General features: G+C 74.2%; 19 protein-coding genes, 1 pseudogene and 2 riboswitches. Of the genes and pseudogenes, 7 read left to right on the forward strand and 13 right to left on the reverse strand.

Features of this window, described 5'->3' with window-relative positions; all coding sequences use genetic code 11:
• Window positions 1-2 precede the first annotated feature (2 nt).
• Window positions 3-1,346, forward strand: a complete 1,344-nt coding sequence (locus ACXJKF_RS00450) for a 3-oxoacyl-ACP reductase (RefSeq protein WP_456785775.1) — start codon at window positions 3-5, stop codon at window positions 1,344-1,346.
• Entirely contained in the window at window positions 1,343-2,215 is an 873-nt protein-coding gene (locus ACXJKF_RS00455; RefSeq protein WP_456785776.1) for a MaoC/PaaZ C-terminal domain-containing protein, read from the forward strand. The genes ACXJKF_RS00450 and ACXJKF_RS00455 overlap by 4 nt, the downstream gene beginning before the upstream one ends.
• Here ACXJKF_RS00455 and ACXJKF_RS00460 read toward each other — a convergent pair.
• The 3 genes from ACXJKF_RS00460 to ACXJKF_RS00470 all read right to left on the reverse strand — a co-directional run bounded on the left by ACXJKF_RS00460 (window position 2,199) and on the right by ACXJKF_RS00470 (window position 4,977).
• Complete coding sequence (locus ACXJKF_RS00460) at window positions 2,199-2,777, reverse strand: GNAT family N-acetyltransferase (RefSeq protein WP_456785777.1); 579 nt, start codon at window positions 2,775-2,777, stop codon at window positions 2,199-2,201. The two genes, ACXJKF_RS00455 and ACXJKF_RS00460, sit on opposite strands and share 17 nt — an antisense overlap.
• Before the next feature lie 35 nt (window positions 2,778-2,812).
• Complete coding sequence (locus tag ACXJKF_RS00465) at window positions 2,813-3,457, reverse strand: fasciclin domain-containing protein (protein ID WP_456785778.1); 645 nt, start codon at window positions 3,455-3,457, stop codon at window positions 2,813-2,815.
• A 125-nt stretch (window positions 3,458-3,582) separates the two neighbouring features.
• On the reverse strand, window positions 3,583-4,977 hold the full coding sequence (locus tag ACXJKF_RS00470) for an aminotransferase class V-fold PLP-dependent enzyme (protein WP_456785779.1): 1,395 nt from the start codon (window positions 4,975-4,977) through the stop codon (window positions 3,583-3,585).
• A gap of 44 nt (window positions 4,978-5,021) precedes the next feature.
• Window positions 5,022-5,136, reverse strand: a riboswitch (SAM riboswitch).
• Between the two features lie 118 nt (window positions 5,137-5,254).
• A riboswitch (SAM riboswitch) is annotated at window positions 5,255-5,355 on the forward strand.
• Between ACXJKF_RS00470 and ACXJKF_RS00475 the strand changes: the two are divergent.
• The 3 genes and pseudogenes from ACXJKF_RS00475 to ACXJKF_RS00485 form a co-directional block, all read left to right on the forward strand.
• A pseudogene (locus ACXJKF_RS00475) lies at window positions 5,349-5,552 on the forward strand (DUF1737 domain-containing protein); the annotation flags it as partial. Its footprint overlaps the riboswitch before it by 7 nt.
• A gap of 23 nt (window positions 5,553-5,575) precedes the next feature.
• Complete coding sequence (locus ACXJKF_RS00480) at window positions 5,576-5,989, forward strand: rhodanese-like domain-containing protein (RefSeq protein WP_456785780.1); 414 nt, start codon at window positions 5,576-5,578, stop codon at window positions 5,987-5,989.
• The gene (locus tag ACXJKF_RS00485; RefSeq protein ID WP_456785781.1) at window positions 5,986-7,245 is read left to right on the forward strand and encodes an O-succinylhomoserine sulfhydrylase; all 1,260 of its coding nucleotides are present in this window, start codon (window positions 5,986-5,988) and stop codon (window positions 7,243-7,245) included. Before ACXJKF_RS00480 ends, ACXJKF_RS00485 begins: the two co-directional genes overlap by 4 nt.
• 69 nt (window positions 7,246-7,314) lie before the next feature.
• On the opposite strand, the gene ACXJKF_RS00490 is transcribed toward ACXJKF_RS00485, so the two are convergent.
• Window positions 7,315-7,797 carry a pyridoxamine 5'-phosphate oxidase family protein gene (locus ACXJKF_RS00490; RefSeq protein ID WP_456785782.1) on the reverse strand — a complete coding sequence of 161 codons (483 nt, stop codon included), beginning with the start codon at window positions 7,795-7,797 and terminating at the stop codon, window positions 7,315-7,317.
• A 90-nt stretch (window positions 7,798-7,887) separates the two neighbouring features.
• Here ACXJKF_RS00490 and ACXJKF_RS00495 point away from each other — a divergent pair, with 90 nt between their 5' ends.
• A complete protein-coding gene (locus ACXJKF_RS00495; protein ID WP_456785783.1) occupies window positions 7,888-8,268 on the forward strand; it encodes a hypothetical protein in 381 nt (126 codons plus the stop codon).
• Here the strand turns inward: ACXJKF_RS00495 and ACXJKF_RS00500 are convergent.
• The 8 genes from ACXJKF_RS00500 to ACXJKF_RS00535 all read right to left on the reverse strand — a co-directional run bounded on the left by ACXJKF_RS00500 (window position 8,196) and on the right by ACXJKF_RS00535 (window position 13,785).
• Window positions 8,196-9,173 (reverse strand): GNAT family N-acetyltransferase, encoded by a 978-nt coding sequence (locus ACXJKF_RS00500; protein ID WP_456785784.1) that lies wholly within the window; start codon window positions 9,171-9,173, stop codon window positions 8,196-8,198. The genes ACXJKF_RS00495 and ACXJKF_RS00500 overlap by 73 nt on opposite strands.
• Before the next feature lie 3 nt (window positions 9,174-9,176).
• The gene (purQ, locus tag ACXJKF_RS00505; protein ID WP_456785785.1) at window positions 9,177-9,872 is read right to left on the reverse strand and encodes a phosphoribosylformylglycinamidine synthase subunit PurQ; all 696 of its coding nucleotides are present in this window, start codon (window positions 9,870-9,872) and stop codon (window positions 9,177-9,179) included.
• Window positions 9,869-10,123: a phosphoribosylformylglycinamidine synthase subunit PurS gene (purS, locus tag ACXJKF_RS00510; protein ID WP_056593189.1), complete on the reverse strand. Its 255-nt coding sequence runs from the start codon at window positions 10,121-10,123 to the stop codon at window positions 9,869-9,871. Before purS ends, purQ begins: the two co-directional genes overlap by 4 nt.
• Before the next feature lie 80 nt (window positions 10,124-10,203).
• The gene (locus tag ACXJKF_RS00515) at window positions 10,204-11,313 is read right to left on the reverse strand and encodes a hypothetical protein (RefSeq protein WP_456785786.1); all 1,110 of its coding nucleotides are present in this window, start codon (window positions 11,311-11,313) and stop codon (window positions 10,204-10,206) included.
• Window positions 11,310-12,425, reverse strand: coding sequence for a hypothetical protein (locus tag ACXJKF_RS00520; protein WP_456785787.1), 1,116 nt, complete (start codon window positions 12,423-12,425; stop codon window positions 11,310-11,312). Before ACXJKF_RS00520 ends, ACXJKF_RS00515 begins: the two co-directional genes overlap by 4 nt.
• A complete protein-coding gene (locus tag ACXJKF_RS00525) occupies window positions 12,422-12,925 on the reverse strand; it encodes a hypothetical protein (RefSeq protein ID WP_456785788.1) in 504 nt (167 codons plus the stop codon). The genes ACXJKF_RS00520 and ACXJKF_RS00525 overlap by 4 nt, the downstream gene beginning before the upstream one ends.
• Window positions 12,925-13,260 (reverse strand): PadR family transcriptional regulator, encoded by a 336-nt coding sequence (locus ACXJKF_RS00530; protein WP_456785789.1) that lies wholly within the window; start codon window positions 13,258-13,260, stop codon window positions 12,925-12,927. Before ACXJKF_RS00530 ends, ACXJKF_RS00525 begins: the two co-directional genes overlap by 1 nt.
• A 36-nt stretch (window positions 13,261-13,296) precedes the next feature.
• Window positions 13,297-13,785, reverse strand: coding sequence for an SRPBCC family protein (locus tag ACXJKF_RS00535; RefSeq protein ID WP_456785790.1), 489 nt, complete (start codon window positions 13,783-13,785; stop codon window positions 13,297-13,299).
• 116 nt (window positions 13,786-13,901) lie between these two features.
• On the opposite strand from ACXJKF_RS00535, the gene ACXJKF_RS00540 reads away from it, so the two are divergent.
• On the forward strand, window positions 13,902-14,981 hold the full coding sequence (locus ACXJKF_RS00540; RefSeq protein WP_456785791.1) for a DMT family transporter: 1,080 nt from the start codon (window positions 13,902-13,904) through the stop codon (window positions 14,979-14,981).
• 10 nt (window positions 14,982-14,991) lie between these two features.
• Here ACXJKF_RS00540 and ACXJKF_RS00545 read toward each other — a convergent pair whose 3' ends face one another.
• A complete protein-coding gene (locus ACXJKF_RS00545) occupies window positions 14,992-16,026 on the reverse strand; it encodes a zinc-dependent alcohol dehydrogenase family protein (RefSeq protein ID WP_456785792.1) in 1,035 nt (344 codons plus the stop codon).
• Between the last annotated feature and the right edge of the window lie 10 nt (window positions 16,027-16,036).

A 16,036-nucleotide genomic window follows, 5' to 3' on the forward strand; every position in this document is an offset into this window, starting at 1 on the left:
CGATGAGCGACACCTACCTGAACCTGGTCAACAGCGGCTTCACCAAGAAGGTCGCGAAGCAGCTCGGGCTCCCGCAGCCCGCTCCCCTGCGTCGCTACGAGCCCGGGCAGCCGCTCGTGCAGGGCGCCGTGCTCGTGCTGGGCCGCGGGTCGGAGGCCGACGCGCTCGCCGGCTTCCTGTCCGCCGACTGGGACCTCGACGTCCACCGGCACACCACGCCCGGCACGCGGTACTCCGCGGTCGTCCTCGCCCTGACCGAGCTCACCCACCCCGACCAGCTCTCCGAGCCGGTGCTGACCGCGGGCAGCGTGCTCAAGGCGCTCCCGAAGGGCGCTCGCGTCGTCACCGTCTCGCGCGCGTCCCGTGCCGACGACGCCCCCGCCGTCGCCGCCGCCCGGCAGGGCATCGACGGGCTGCTGCGGTCGCTGGCCAAGGAGCTGCGCGGCGGGTCCACCGGCAACGGCATCGTGCTGGCGGCTGACGTCGCCGTCACGGCGCCGTCGGTCGTCGGCGCCCTGCGGTTCTTCCTGTCCACCAAGTCCGCGTTCGTCGACGGTCAGCTGCTCGCCGTCGACTCGGCCGCCGGCTCGCTGCCGTCCGACTGGGAGAAGCCGCTGGCCGGCCGCGTCGCCGTCGTCACCGGGGCCGCCCGCGGCATCGGCGCCTCGATCGCCGACACGCTCGCGCGCGACGGTGCCACCGTCGTCGCGGTCGACGTGCCCGCCGCCGGCGAGCAGCTGGTGGCCGTCGCCAACCGCGTCCGCGGGACCGCGCTGCAGCTCGACGTCACGGCCGACGACGCCGGGGCACGGATCCTCGAGCATGCGCTGCAGCGGCACGGGCGGCTCGACATCGTCGTGCACAACGCCGGGATCACCCGCGACAAGCTGCTGGCCAACATGGCACCCGACACGTGGGACTCGGTCCTCGCGGTGAACATCGCGTCGCAGCTGCGGATCAACGAGGCGCTGCTGACGTCCGGGGACTTCACCGACGCGCCGCGGATCGTGTCGCTCGCGTCGACCTCGGGCATCGCCGGCAACCGCGGGCAGACCAACTACGCGGCGTCGAAGGGCGGGGTCATCGGCATGGTCCGGGCGACCGCGCCGCTGCTCGAGGCGTTCGGTGGCACCGCGAACGCGGTCGCCCCCGGGTTCATCGAGACCGAGATGACCGCCCGCATCCCCGCCGTCACGCGGCAGGTGGCCCGCCGGCTCAACTCGCTGCAGCAGGGTGGGCAGCCGGTGGACGTCGCCGAGACCGTGGCGTTCCTGGCCTCCCCCGCCGCCGGTGGCGTGGTCGGACGCGTGCTGCGCGTGTGCGGTCAGAACCTGGTGGGCCAGTGACGACGACCGTCGTCCTGCCCGAGGTCCCGTCCCTCGGTGGGCTGTACGCGCGCGGCGCCGGGCTCTCCCTGGCGCGGCGCGTGCGGTCCGGGCCGACGGTGCTGCCCGACGTCGAGTACGTCGTGCGCGGGGTGCAGGCGTCGTCCGGGCACCTGACGGACTACCAGCACCTGCTCGGGGAGTCCGCGTCGGACGTGCTGCCCGCCGGGTTCGTGCACGTGCTCGCGTTCCCCGTGGCCACCGCACTGATGGTCCGCTCCGACTTCCCGCTGCCGCTCGTCGGCCTGGTCCACCTGGCCAACCGCGTGACCCAGCTGCGGCCGGTCCTGCTCACCGACGTCCTCGACGTCCGCGCCACCGCCACCGACCTGCGGGGGCACCGGTCCGGCACACAGGTGGACCTGGTGACCGAGGTGTCCGTCGACGGGTCCGTCGCGTGGCGCGGGGTGTCCACCTACCTCGCGCGCGGGCTGTTCCTCGCGGGGTCCGCCTCGTCCGACGACGACCCGGTCGCGTTCGTCCCCCCGACGCCCACCGGACGCTGGAAGCTCGACGGCGACGTCGGACGCCGGTACGCCGCCGTCTCGGGCGACCGGAACCCGATCCACCTGTCCGCCCTGTCCGCCAAGGCGCTCGGGTTCCCGCGGGCCATCGCGCACGGCATGTACACCGCGTCGCGCGCGCTCGCCGACGTCGGCGCCGGGCGGGGTGACGCGTTCGAGTGGTCGGTCGACTTCGTGAAGCCGGTGCTCCTGCCGGGGACCGTCACCGTGCGGATCGCGCGGTCGTCGGAGGGCTTCACGTTCGCCGGCTGGGACTCCCGCTCCGGCAAGCCGCACCTGACCGGGTCCGTCACCCCGCTGCGCTGAGCCGCGCCTCCAGGCCGGCCCGGACGGCGGGCCACTCGTCGGGCAGGATCGAGAAGTACGCGCTGTCGCCGCGCGTGCCGTCGGGGGCCAGCCGGTGGCTGCGCAGCACGCCCTCCGGCACCGCGCCGAGACGTCGGATGGCCGCGATCGAGCGCGCGTTGCGGGCGTCGGCGCGGAACGCCACCCGGGCGCAGCCCCACGTCTCGAACGCGTGCGTGAGCAGGAGCAGCTTGCACGCCGGGTTGTTCGTGGTGCCCCACCAGCGGGGGTCGTAGTACGTGTACCCGATCTCGACGCGCCCGATCCGCGGGTCCCAGTCGTAGAACGACGTCGAGCCCCGGACCTGGTCGGTCGCGCTGTCCAGCACCGTGAACGCCAGCCGGCTCGGGGCCTCGTGGGCGGTGCGGATCTCGATGCGCATCGCCGCCGGGGTGTCCGGCGTCGGCGACGACATGCCCGCCCAGAGGCGGTCGTCGACGAACGCGGCGAGCGGCCCGGCGTGCTCGTCGGCCAGCGGGACCAGCCGGGTGCCGTGGCCCTCGAGGATCAGGTCGTGCAGCATCCGCAGATGCTTGCACGACCCGACCCTGGAGCGACTCAGAGGTCCGCGGGCCGCAGGACGAACGTGATCGCGTGCGCGATCTGCACGTTCCCCACGTTGAGGTCCAGCTTGCCGGGGACCAGGAACGGGTTGAGGTCGTTGCGGTCCTGGTCGCGCAGCTGCACGACGCCCCAGCGCTTCGAGAGCACGTCGACGGTGAACGTCCCGCCCTGGGCGGTGGTCAGCACCGCGTTGTCGCTGGCCAGCGCCGTGCCGGAGTCGATCGTCGCGCCCGGCACCACGTGGTAGAGCAGCACCTGCTCGATCGCGTCGATGCCCACCGCCCCCGCGAGCGCCGTGAGGACCTCCTGCTCGCTGCCGTACCAGCGGTGCGTCAGGTCCTTGGCCAGGAGCTGGAACGCCCGGTCGTTGGGCAGGAACGCGGTGAGCGGGACGGTGCCGTCCGCGAGGACCGCGACCGGGCTGCCCGGCTTGGCGGCGAGCACCGCGCCGACCGCCTGGTCGAGGATGTCGAAGTCCCGCCAGCTGCGGTCGAACGTGTCGCCGTCGGAGGCGAGCAGGGCGGCCAGGCTGGACGTCCCGGTGGGCGGGGCGGCGCTGGCTGCGGGCGCGAGCGCGATTCCCGCTCCGGCGGCGACACCGGCGGCGACGAGGGCGGACAGCGTGCGGCGGATCCTCATGGTGGCTCCTGCGGACGAAGGTCGCGGCCGACGCCCCTGCGCCGCACCGCGCAGGCACCCAGAAGGGCGCCCTGTGTCCTCTTCGTCCGGAACCGGCCGCCGAGATGCAGCCCGTGACGGTGGGGTCAGTCGTCCAGGGCGGGGCCGCAGGCTGCGGCCGCCGTGGCCGCCAGGTGGTTCAGGCCGTGCACGGCGAGCAGCGGGCGGGTGTCCTCGACGACCGCCCAGCAGCCGTCGACGACCTCGTACCGGACGGCGGGACCGGTGGACAGGTACTGCCGGAGCGCCACGACCAGGCGGTCGACCGCCTCGCTCGTCGTGCCGACGCCCACCGACGCGCGGATCGCGCCGCCCGACGCGCCCAGGTGCGCCAGCAGCGGGTGCGCGCAGAAGCGACCGTCGCGGACCCCGATGCCGTGCTCGGCCGCGAGGTACGCCGCGACGAGGCCCGGGTCGTGGTCCGGCACCGTGAACGTCAGGACGCCGACGGGGGCGTCGGAGTCGGGCCAGATGCGCGCGATCTCGACGCCGTCGATGGCGGACAGGCCGGCGACCAGACGCTCACGCAGTGCCTCCTCGTGCGCCGCCAGGGCACCGGCCGGCAGGGCGGCGAGCTGGTCGCACGCCTCCGCGAGCGCGATCGCGCCGATGACGTTGGGCGACCCGGCCTCGTGCCGCGCGGGCGCGGGCTGCCAGACGGTCCGGTCGGCGCGCACGTCGCGCACCGCACCTCCCCCTGCGAGGTACGGCGTGCCCGTGTCGAGCCAGTCGCGGCGACCGACGAGGGCGCCGGCGCCGAACGGCGCGTAGGTCTTGTGGCCGGAGAACGCGACGTAGTCGGCGTCCGTGGCGGTCAGCGAGAAGCCGCGGTGCGGGACCAGCTGGGCGCCGTCGACGGCCACCCGCGCACCCTCGGCGTGGGCGAGCGCGACGACCTGGTCGATCGGCAGCGCCTCCCCCGTCACGTTGGACGCGCCCGTGACCGTGAGCAGCGCGTACGGCTGGCGGGCGAGCTCGGCGCGCAGCGCATCGAGGGTCGCGGCGACCGTGCGCTGGATCGGCAGGATCGTCGTGCGGTTGCCGTGGCGCTCGCTCGACTGGACCCACGGCAGCAGGTTGGCGTGGTGCTCGACGTCCAGGACGAGGACGCGGCCGCCGTCGGGGACCACCCCCGCCAGCAGGTTGAGCGAGTCCGTGGTGTTCCGCGTGATGATCGCGACGTCGTCGGGACGCGCCTCGACGAACCGCGCGACTGTCTGGCGTGCCGACTCGTACAGCGCGGTGGACACCTGCGACAGGTAGCCGGCGCCGCGGTGCACCGACGCGTACAGCGGCAGCACCTCGGTCACGCGGGCCGCGACGGCCTCCAGGGCGGGGGCGCTCGCGGCGTAGTCGAGGTTGGCGTAGACGCGCTGCGTGCCGTCGACCAGGGGGACGGTGGTGTCGCCGCCGACGACCGGGAGCAGGGCGCTCACCTCGTCGGCGGAAGCACACGAGAGGCGCTCGACGATGACGGTCATGATGGTCCTCCGACACGATCCGGGGGGACACCCGATGTGGTGGAACCCCGCGCTTGCCGCGCCCCGGACGGGACGCGGCCAGGTCGTCACCCGGGGCACCCCACCGCGGAGGAGGGTTGCCGGCCAGCGAGCCGGGGCTTGACGCTGGCGCTCATGACCTGTGACGAGGGTCCCGGCAGCCCCCGCGAACTGTCAACGCGGCACGCGAACCGTCTCGCCTGGCGGGACGGCTTGTCCAGCACTTGGAGCGTGCACCTCGCCGCGCGTAGCATCACGGCCACCATCCAGAGCGGCTGAGAGATCTGGCTCGACGACGCCGCAGCAACCCGCGGGCACCCTGTGCCCGGCCGAGGGTGCTACCGCCAGGACCGATGGAGGCGACAGTGACTGCTCCACCCCCTGGGCAACCCCCCGGCGTCCGCCGCTACCGGCTGCTGACCGGGCCCGACGACGCCGCGTTCTGCGACCGCGTCACCGCGGCGCTCGACGAGGGCTACGTCCTGCACGGCAGCCCGGCCGCGACGTTCGACGGCGAGCACGTCATCGTCGCGCAGGCCGTCATCCTGCCCTCCGCCACCACCCACGAGACGAGGCCCGTATGAGCTACGCCGGCGACCTGACCCCCCAGCAGGCCTGGGACCTCCTGACGTCCGACCAGAGCGCGGTGCTCGTCGACGTCCGGACCGACGCCGAGTGGCGCTACGTCGGCATCCCCGACTCCGCACCCCTCGACGGGCGCGCGGCCCTGGTCGAGTGGGTCTCCTACCCGTCGGGACGCCCGAACCCGCAGTTCCTCAAGCAGCTGGCCGAGGCCGGCGTCACCGCCGGTCGGCCCGTCGTGTTCCTCTGCCGCTCCGGGGTGCGCTCGGTCGCGGCCGCGCAGGTGGCGACGGCGGCCGGGCTCGGTCCGGCGTACAACGTGCTCGAGGGCTTCGAGGGCGACGTCGGCCCCGACGGTCACCGCGGCCACGCCGGCTGGCGCGCCGCCGGGCTCCCCTGGCGGCAGGCGTGAGCGCCGGCCGCGTCCCCGGTCCGGGCGACTGGGACGACCGGCGCTCCCCCCGCTCCGACCTGCGCCCCGACACCCTCGCGGTGCGCGGCGGCCTGGTCCGCAGCCAGTTCCAGGAGACGTCCGAGGCGCTGTTCCTCACGCAGGGGTTCGTCTACACCAACGCCGCCGAGGCCGAGGCTGCGTTCGCCGGTGACGCCGACCGGTTCCTGTACAGCCGCTACAGCAACCCCACCGTGTCCACGTTCGAGGAGCGCCTGCGCCTGCTCGAGGGCGCCGAGGCGGCCTTCGCCACCGCGTCGGGCATGTCCGCGGTGTTCACTGCGATCGCCGCCCTCGTCGAGTCGGGCTCCCGCATCGTCTCCGCCCGGGCACTCTTCGGGTCCACCGTCGTGATCTTCGAGGAGATCCTGGCGAAGTGGGGGGTGCGCACCGACTACGTCGACGGCCACGAGCTCGACCAGTGGGAGGCCGCGCTGGCCACGCCGGCCGACGTCGTCTTCTTCGAGACCCCGTCCAACCCGATGCAGGACCTCGTGGACATCGCGGCCGTCAGCCGGCTCGCGCACGCCGCCGGGGCCACGGTCATCGTCGACAACGTCTTCGCCACCCCCGTCCTGTCCCGGCCGCTGGACTTCGGCGCCGACGTGGTCGTGTACTCCGCGACCAAGCACATCGACGGGCAGGGGCGCGTGCTCGGCGGCGCGATCCTGGGCACCGACGAGTACATCCACGGACCGGTGCAGACCCTCATCCGCAACACCGGCCCGTCGCTGTCCGCGTTCAACGCGTGGGTGCTGCTCAAGGGCCTGGAGACGCTGTCGCTGCGCGTCCGCCACCAGACCTCGTCGGCCCTGCAGGTGGCGACGTGGCTCGAGCAGCAGCCCGGCGTCTCCCTGGTCCGCTACCCGTACCTGCCCTCCCACCCGCAGCACGCGCTCGCCCTCGCGCAGCAGTCCGGGGGCGGCACCGTCGTCACGTTCACCCTCGCCGTGCCCGACGGCGCGACCCCCGACGTCGCCAAGAAGGTCGCCTTCGGCTTCCTCGACGCGCTGCGGGTCGTGGACATCTCCAACAACCTCGGCGACGCCAAGTCGCTCGTCACGCACCCCGCGACGACCACGCACCGCAAGCTCGGGCCCGAGGGGCGCGCGGCCGTCGGGATCGCCGAGTCGACGGTGCGGCTCTCCGTCGGGCTCGAGGACCCCGCGGACCTGATCGACGACCTCGCGCAGGCACTCGGGACACTCGCAGGCTGACCACCGCTCGCGCGCACGCCCTGCTCAGCTATCTGCTCCTGGTCAACCTCGGCGCGTCGACGCAGCCGCTCAGAGCTGGACGGTCTCGTTCTCCCCGCCGTCGTAGCGCTCGCCGGTGACCTTGGCCTTGACCAGGCTGAACGCGGTGGTCAGCCGGCCGCCCTTGGCGTGCCAGTACTCCGCGGTCTGCCCGTGCACCACCACGAGCACCAGGCCGGGGGTCTCCGGGCCGTCCGGGAACCACGCCTCGGCCGTCACGCCCCAGAGCTCGCGGTTCTTGGCCACGTCGCGGACCACCTCCGCCGACCCCGAGACCGAGACCCATGCGGTCGAGTCGGCGAAGGCCGCGTTCGCCGGGCTGCCCGCCTCGATCTCGTGCACCTTGTGGCTGTCGGCGTCGGCGAAGAACCAGAGGTCCCCGTCGAAGTCCACGTCCTGCACGCCCATCGGCCGGCTGACCAGCGAGCCGTCCGCACCCACCGTCGTGAGCATCGCGATCTTCGCGTCCTTGATCAGGCCCGCCACCGTGGCGACGTCGTCGTCGTGCGTCATGCGTCCTCCTCGACCAGCGCGCTCACGGGGCTGCTGACCGCGGCGCCCGGCCACCGTAGGCATGTCACCGGGATGCTGCATGCTCGGAGGATGACCGAGGAGAGCGACTACGAGGCGATGGCGGACGACCTGGTCGCCCGCGGAGCCACGCGCGCCCAGATGATGGGGCGGCCGATCCTCAAGGTCGGGTCGACCATGTTCGCGGCGCACGTCGGCGGGGACCGGCTCGCCGTCAAGCTCGGCCGGGACACCGCCACGTTCGCGGACGCCCTGGCGCTGCCCGGGGCCACCGTCTGGTCGCCCGGGGACAGCGGGCGGCTGTTCCACGACTGGGTCGCGCTGCCGGCGTCGCTGGAGGACGAGTGGATGCGGTTCGCCGAGCACGCGCGGGTGGCCGCTCAGACGTCCTTGGCCATCCAGAGCGACAGGAAGTCGTCGGTGAAGTCGAAGAAGGGCACCACCGGGCGGTAGCCGGCCGAGAGGTACAGCGAGACCGCCTCGGGCTGCCGGATCCCCGTCTGCAGCACGACGCTGGTCAGCCCGCGCATGCGGGCGTCGTCCTCGATCGCGACGAGCAGGGCACGGGCCGCACCGGAGCCGCGGGCCGACTCGTCGACCCAGACCTTCTTCAGCTCGGCCGACCCGGCGGGATAGCCGTCCCGCGCGGCACGCAGGGTCGCGCAGCCGACCGGGTGACCGTCCAGCCACGCGAGCACCGTGGTCAGCTCGCCGACGCCCTGCTGGGGGTCGTCGACCGCGAACCCGCCGGGCGTGCTCGCGGCGATCTCTGGGTACCGCACCTCGATGTCGCGCCACATCGCGAACCGCAGGGCGGTGGCGACCGGGTCGGACCAGTGGGTGCGCGTCAGGGTGACCGTCGGCCGCTCGCCGGTGCGCGGCGGCCGGGTGGTCGTCGCGTCCAGGTCCTTCGCGAAGCAGCGCGACTCGGCCTCCGCCGCGTACTCGCCGAAGTTGGGGATCGACCGGTAGCCCTCGCTCAGGTACAGGCCGATGGCGGACGCCTGCAGCACGCCCGTCTCCAGGACGAGGCGGTGCAGGCCCCTGTCCTGCGCCACGCGCTCGAGCTCGCGGACCACCGCACGGGAGTAGCCGCGACCGCGGTGGTCCGGCACGACGAACATGCGCTTGAGCTCGCCGACGCCGTCGCCCAGCTCGGCCGACGCGTCGCGGATCGCCCCGCACGCCACCGGCTCACCGTCCACCCGCACGAGGAGCATCGCCAGGATGCTCTCGCCGGTCATCTCGTGGCCGATGTCCTCCTCGCCGTACAGGGCGAGCAGCTCGGCCTGCTGGGCGGTGCGCAGCCGGAGCGCGTCAGGGTCGTCCCAGTCGACGAGCGCGATGCTGGTGGTCAACGCTCAGCCGACGAGGGCCTTGAGGACCGACGTGAAGAACCGCAGACCGTCGGTGCCGGTGCGGGGGCCCTGGGCGCCGTCCGGACCGAAGCCGGACTCGACCGCGTGCTCGGGGTGCGGCATGAGGCCGACGACGTTGCCCGCCGCGTTGGAGATCCCGGCGATGCCGCGGCGCGACCCGTTCGGGTTCCAGCCCTGGTAGCGGAAGACCACGCGGCCCTCGCCCTCGAGCTCGTCGAGCGTGTGCTCGTCGGCGACGTACTGGCCGTCCTGGTTCTTCAGCGGGATCGTGATGTGCTCCCCCGCCGTGTAGTCGCGGGTCCACGCGGTGTCGACGTTGTCGACCGAGAGGACCTGCTCGCGGCACACGAAGTGCAGGTGGTCGTTCTTGATCATCGACCCGGGCAGCAGGTGCGCCTCGGTGAGGACCTGGAAGCCGTTGCAGATGCCGAGGACCGGCAGGCCCTTGTTGGCCGCGTCGACGATCTCACCCATGACCGGCGCGAACCGGCTGATGGCACCCGCACGCAGGTAGTCGCCGTAGGAGAAGCCGCCGGGCAGGACCACGGCGTCGACCCCGTGCAGGTCCGCGTCGCCGTGCCAGAGGGAGACCGCCTCGGCACCCGCGAGGCGGACCGCGCGGGCGGCGTCGCGGTCGTCGAGCGTGCCGGGGAAGGTGACGACGCCGATCCTCGTCATGCCTGGGTGTCCTCGTAGACCGCGACGACGTCCTCGATCACCGGGTTGGACAGCACGTGCTCGCCGGCCTCGCGGGCCGCGGCGAGGATCTCCTCGGTCACCGGCCCGTCGACCTCGAGCTCGAAGCGCTTGCCCTGACGGACGGACGCGAACTGCCCGAACCCGAGCCGCGGCAGGGCGCCGGCGACGGCCTTGCCCTGCGGGTCGAGGATCTCGGGCTTCGGCATGACATCGACGACGACTCGTCCCACGAAAGGGCTCCAGGTGTTCGCGCGGCGGTGGGGGGTCGCGGCGATTCTAGCCAGTGCGCGCCGGGGCCTGGTCCAGGTGCTCAGTCGGTGGCGACCAGGGCGGGGACCAGGCCCTCCTGGAGAGTGTCGACGCGCGGGTGCACACCCCGGAACGCGATCCGCAGGGCGTCGACGAGGGCGAGGTCGGCCGGACCCGACCGTGCCGTCCGCCAGACCACGAGCAGCGCAGGCACGGCGAGCAGCGCGCACACCGCGATCCCGACCGAGAAGAACAGGTCCGCGCGGCCGGAGCCCTCGACCCATGCGAGACCGAGGAAGCAGCCGCTCAGCACGGCGACGAGCATGCGGTGCCTCGGGATCGGCCCGACGAGGCGTCGCGACGGCTGGGCGGGCCGGACGGGGACGAGCCGTCGTGTACGGCGGCGGGCGAGCAGCGAGCCGAGCACCCCCATCGCGAGGGCACCCACGAGCGCCACCATCAGCGCGGGCGAGATGCCGGAGCGCGCGACGGTGACCGTCCCGACGCAGGCGTCGCCGCACGCCGCGCCACCGAGCCTGGTCGGTGCCACCAGGCACGCCGTCACGGCGCCCAGCCCGACGACCCCCACGGCGACCGCGAGGAACCCCGCCGCCCCCCGTGCGGTCAGCCTGTCTCGCATCACCCACCCGAACAGGAGCGTGTCGGCGGTGACCTCCTCGCCCACGTCGGCCACCAGGTGCTTGCGCGCCTGCTTCTGCAGCTGCCATCGACCGCGGCACAGGATGCCGATCGACATCCCCAGCGCCACCGCCAGTGCGGAGCCCGACGGCGCGTGCGGTCGGTCGCCGGTCGCCAGCGGGAGCAGCACCGAGACGGCGACGACCACGGCGACCACGGCGAGCAGGACCCGCAGCGGCGCGGACGCCCCTTCGAGGTCGTCGCGGACCCATCCGCGGTAACGGGCGGGGACACGACGGTCGAACAGCCGGTACGCGAGCACGTGCCGCAGCGGTGGCCGGGTCCGCGCGCGCGTCGCCCAGCCCGACCGGACCAGCCCCGCGGCCGTTCGCAGGTCGACGCGCGTCGCTCCCGGGGGCGCGAGGTCGGCCAGCAGCGCGACCATCTCGTCGGACCGCCGGAGCCGCCACCGGCGCGGGTAGGCACGCAGCCACCGGCGCACCGAGCGCTCGAGACGGGGGTCGATGGTCATCGGCTCTCCAGGGCGGGGGCGAGGTCGAGGTCGGGGACGAGGTCGGTGTCGAACCGGTCCGCGATCACCGGGCGGCCCGTGCAGGCGACGTGCCGCAGGTCGACGAGGGCGAGGCCGTCCGTCGCGCGGGCGTGCCGCCACACCGCGAGCGCGGACGGGAGGACGAGCAGACAGGCCGGAGCCGCGCCCGCGGACAGCGACAGCGCCCACGCGCCGCTCACCTCGGCGAGAGCGGTGGCGACGACCACGACGCTCCAGAGGACCACCGCGGTGCCGGTGTGCGGCGCGAGGCCGACGAGCTGACGAGCAGGTTGAGGGGGAGCTGCGGCGAGCAGCCGACGGCACCGGCGTGCGACGGCGACCGCGACGCCGAGGCCGACCGCCACGGCTGCCGTCAGCGGTGCGGTGATGAGCAGCCGCGCGGCCCGGGGCACCATCACGACGTCGGTGCAGCCGGCGCCGCACGGCACGGACCCCAGGCGGGTCGGCGCGAGGACCGCGGCCACGGTCCAGGCGACCGCACCGACGGTCAGGAGGACCACCAGCACGCGGGCGCCGGGTTCGGCCGCGATCCGCTCGCGCGGTCGCCGCACCCAGACGAACCCGCCGACGGCGTGCGGCTCGAGGCGCGTCCGGCGTCGCGCATGACGCTGCAGCCTGCGCCGGGCCGCGGCCTCGGGACGGACCATCAGCAGCACGGCCGTGAACGCGACGGCCAGCGCCGTCCACCACAGCAGGGTCGCGACGGGGAACCCGGCCGCCACCGCGTTCGAGATCGGGAACACGAACAGCCAGAGCCGCCCCACCAGGTTGCGGCGGAGGCCTCCCGGCCCGGTGATGTCCTTGCGCACCCAGTCGCGGTACTGCGGCGGCACGCGCGCGTCGAACAGCCGGTAGGCCAGGTACACGCGCAGCGGCGGGGTCTGGCGCCACCGCGTCATGACACCGCCGCGCAGCAGGTTGAGGGCCGTGCGGACGTCCAGGCGCCGGGCGCCGTCGGGGGCGAGGTCGACCAGGACGGCGGTGACCTCGTCGGCACGCTGGGCCCGCCAGCCCGGCGGGTAGGCGCGCAGCCAGAAGGCGGCGGACCGCTCGAGTCGCTCGGCCGTCATCGGTCGAGGAGCCGGTAGGGGCCCATCGGGCCGATGTCGGGGCGTGACCCGAAGAGCGTCTCGACCGTGTGCGCGCGACCCCGCGCGTGGTCCACCACGGTCCCGGCGTACACGACGGCGGCGACGACCCCGGTCAGCGGCCAGCCGAGGAGGATCCCCGCGGCCACGAACGGCGACCCGACCACGGCGGTGAGCAGCAGGGCCGCCCGCCACGGGTAGAGCGCGCCCTCGAGGTCGTCGCGGAGCCACCCGTCGTACGCGCGCGGCGGACGCCGACCGCGCAGGCGGTAGCGCAGGAACGCGCCGAGGGGAGGACGCTGCCGCCACCGCGTGCTCCACCCCGCCCGCACGAGCCCGGCGGCCGCGCGCACGTCGAGCCGGGTCGCGCCGGCCGGGGCGACGTCGGACAGCACCTCGGCGACCTCGGCGGCGCTCTGCGCCCGCCAGCGTCTCGGGTACGCCCGCAGCCAGAAGGCGGCGGACCGGTCCAGGCCGCGCATCACGCCGACCCGAGGGCGGGACGGGACGTCGGTCGGGCGGCGAGCACCCGGCGCGCGAGCGAGGCGAGGTCCGTCAGCCGGGCGGTCTCGGCGGCGAGCGCCGCCATGCCCTCGGGGGTGAGCCGGTAGTACCGGCGCAGGCGGCCGTCGACGACGATCTCGCCCGACGCCTCCGCGTACCCGGCCTCGACCAGGCGGTCGAGGATGCCGTAGAGCGTGCCGGCGCCGAGCCGGACGCGGTCGTCGGACAGGACCTTGACCGCCTGCACGATGCCGTAGCCGTGGCGGGGCTCCTCGGCCAGTGACAGCAGCACGAAGTACGCCTGCTCACTCATCCGGAACGCCATGGCCGATATATATCGCGTAGCGACCTATGCCGACAAGGGGCCGTCCGCCGCTCGGAGCCGGGCCGGGAGGTTCTGCTTCACCAGGTCCGGCTCCCGCGCGACCATCCACCCGAGCACCCCGACCGCGAACAGGAGCCACGTCAGCGGACGCTCCTTCGACCGGCCGCGCAGGGTCGGCGTCAGCGTGAGCCGGGTGCGCACCATCGTCCCGCCGTCGTGCGGCGACAGCTCGTACGTCGACTCCTGCCGCATCCCCGACTGCCAGCCGTGCAGCCGGAGCAGCTCCGGCGCGCGCGCCTCGACGGCCGTCCACGGCACCCGGTCGTCGTTGCACTCGGCGCCGTGCACCTCGACCCAGGTGTCGCCCGTCGACACCGGACCGCCCAGCGGCGGTTCGAACGTCACGCCGTGCGCGACGAGCTCCTCGACCACCGTCGGGTCCGCGACCAGCGCCCAGACCTGCTCCGGCGGGGCGTCGAGGAAGTAGACGTCGGTGCTGGTCCGGTATCCCACCGCGCGCACGCTAGCGAAGTTCGTGGTGGTTCGTGGCGGTTCCGGCGCGGTGCGGGTGGCTGAGCTCACGGACCGGCCGCGGGCTGCGTGTCGGTGGTCGGAGAGATGATGCACCGGTGACGTCTCCGGCCTCCTCGACCCGCGGCTGGATCGGCCCGTACCTGCTGCTCGCCGTGCTGTGGGGGTGCAGCTTCCTGTTCATCGCGACGGCGCTGCAGTCGTTCGCGCCGACGCAGGTGGCGTTCGGCCGGATCGTCATCGGCTTCGTGCTGCTCGCGGTGATCCTGCTGATCCGCCGCGAGCGCGTCCGGGTCGAGCGGCGTCGGATCGGTGACTTCGTGATGGTCGGCGCGATCATGACGGCGATCCCGTTCGTGCTGTTCGCACTCGCGGAGCAGCGGGTCACCTCCGTCCTCGCGGGCCTGGTGAACGCGACGACTCCCCTGTTCACGGCCGTGTTCGTCGCGCTCCTGCTGCCCAGCGAGCGTCCGGACCGGGTGCAGGTGGGCGGTCTGGCACTGGGCTTCGGCGGGATCGCGGTCCTGCTCGGCGTGTGGAACTCCGGCGCGATCGACCTCGTCGGCGGTCTCATGCTGCTGGGCGCGACGTTCTGCTACGGCCTCGGGAACGCGTGGAGCCGTCGTCGACTGACCGGCACCGGCCTGTCGACCGTGGCCCTGCCGGCGATCCAGCTGGCCGTCGGCGCCCTGGTGATCCTGCCGTTCGCCGTCTCCACCCCTCTGGCCGCCCCAATCGCCCCGGCACCCGCACTGGCCCTGCTCGCGCTCGGCCTCGGCGGGACGGGGCTGGCCTACGTGCTGTTCTGGCGCGTCCTGGCGGTCGCCGGCGCCACGGTGACGGCCAGCGTCACCTACGTGATCCCGCTCGTGTCGACGACCCTCGGCGTCCTCGTGCTGCACGAGGGTCTGCACTGGTACGAGCCGGTGGGTGGCGCGATCGTGCTTGCGGGCGTCGGTCTCACGCAGTGGGGTGCCGCGCGGCGCCGGTCGGCCGACGTCGCGCGGGCGGCGGCGACGACGGCCGAAGCGTCCGACGACGCGGAGCCGACCACGGGAGAGACCTCGACGGCCCTCGCGACGTCCGTGAGCACCGACACGGGCCGGCGGGCCCCGGACGAGGATCAGGAGATCCCCGCGTTCGCCGAGCCCGAGACGTGCGGTCCCGCACGCGGCTGACCTCTACCCGTCAGGGGACGACGACCGTCATCCCGGGACCACCCGTCCCGTGGCCCAGGGCGGCGAGCGCAGCCGGTGCCTCGTCGAGACCGACCGTGCGCCCGACGAGCCGAGACGGGTCGAGCTCGCCGGAGGCGATGCGCGCGAGCATCGCGGGGTACTCGTGGGCGGCCATGCCGTGGCTGCCGTAGAGCTCGAGCTCCCACCCGATCACCCGGCCCATGGGCAGCGACGGGGCGGTGTCGGAGCCGAGCAGGAGGCCGACCTGCACGTGCCGCCCGCGACGGCGCAGCGACAGGACCGACGCGGTCGCCGTGGCGCGGCTGCCCAGCGCGTCGAGCGAGACCGTGGCGCCGCCGCCGGTCACCTGGTGGACCTGCGCGGCGACGTCGCCGGTGCCGTCCAGCACGACGGCGGCACCCATCGCGCGGGCCGCGTCGCGGGCGACCGGTGAGACGTCGACCGCGACCACCCGCGCACCGGCGGCGACCGCGACCATGACCGCCGAGAGCCCCACCCCGCCGCAGCCGTGCACCGCGACCCAGTCGCCCGCACCGACCCGGCCGTGCACGGTGACGGCCCGGTACGCGGTCGCGAACCGGCACCCCAGACCCGCCGCGGTCACCGCGGACATGCCGTCGGGGAGGCGGACCAGGTTGACGTCGGCGCGGTGGATCGCGACGAGCTCGGCGAACGACCCGTCGTCGGTGAACCCCGGCTGGCGCTGCCGCTCGCAGACCTGCTGCTCGCCCGCGAGGCAGGCGGGGCAGTCGCCGCACGCGCACACGAAGGGCACCGTGACCTCGTCGCCGAGCGCCCAGGAGTGGACCAGCGGACCGACCTGCTCGACGACCCCGGCGAGCTCGTGCCCGGGCACGTGCGGGAACGTGATGTCGTCGTCGTGACCCTGCCAGCCGTGCCAGTCGGAGCGGCAGACGCCGGTCGCGGTGACCCGCAGCACGACGCCGTCGTCGGGACAGGACGGCGCCGGGACCTCGCGCACGGTCGGGAGGACGCCGGCCTCGGAGATCACCACGGCACGCATGACGCTCATT

Source organism: Cellulomonas sp. P5_C5 (assembly GCF_054049655.1).

Bases quoted from the DNA above. Each gene is read 5' to 3' on its own strand.
- ACXJKF_RS00495 (WP_456785783.1), top strand. From the start codon at position 7,888: ATGACCGAGGAGAGCGACTACGAGGCGATGGCGGACGACCTGGTCGCC.
- ACXJKF_RS00465 (WP_456785778.1), bottom strand. From the start codon at position 3,457: ATGAGGATCCGCCGCACGCTGTCCGCCCTCGTCGCCGCCGGTGTCGCC.
- ACXJKF_RS00490 (WP_456785782.1), bottom strand. From the start codon at position 7,797: ATGACGCACGACGACGACGTCGCCACGGTGGCGGGCCTGATCAAGGAC.
- ACXJKF_RS00515 (WP_456785786.1), bottom strand. From the start codon at position 11,313: ATGACCATCGACCCCCGTCTCGAGCGCTCGGTGCGCCGGTGGCTGCGT.
- ACXJKF_RS00520 (WP_456785787.1), bottom strand. From the start codon at position 12,425: ATGACGGCCGAGCGACTCGAGCGGTCCGCCGCCTTCTGGCTGCGCGCC.
- ACXJKF_RS00480 (WP_456785780.1), top strand. From the start codon at position 5,576: ATGAGCTACGCCGGCGACCTGACCCCCCAGCAGGCCTGGGACCTCCTG.
- purQ (WP_456785785.1), bottom strand. From the start codon at position 9,872: ATGACGAGGATCGGCGTCGTCACCTTCCCCGGCACGCTCGACGACCGC.
- ACXJKF_RS00450 (WP_456785775.1), top strand. From the start codon at position 3: ATGAGCGACACCTACCTGAACCTGGTCAACAGCGGCTTCACCAAGAAG.
- ACXJKF_RS00460 (WP_456785777.1), bottom strand. From the start codon at position 2,777: ATGCTGCACGACCTGATCCTCGAGGGCCACGGCACCCGGCTGGTCCCG.
- ACXJKF_RS00545 (WP_456785792.1), bottom strand. From the start codon at position 16,026: ATGCGTGCCGTGGTGATCTCCGAGGCCGGCGTCCTCCCGACCGTGCGC.
- ACXJKF_RS00530 (WP_456785789.1), bottom strand. From the start codon at position 13,260: ATGAGTGAGCAGGCGTACTTCGTGCTGCTGTCACTGGCCGAGGAGCCC.
- ACXJKF_RS00525 (WP_456785788.1), bottom strand. From the start codon at position 12,925: ATGCGCGGCCTGGACCGGTCCGCCGCCTTCTGGCTGCGGGCGTACCCG.
- ACXJKF_RS00470 (WP_456785779.1), bottom strand. From the start codon at position 4,977: ATGACCGTCATCGTCGAGCGCCTCTCGTGTGCTTCCGCCGACGAGGTG.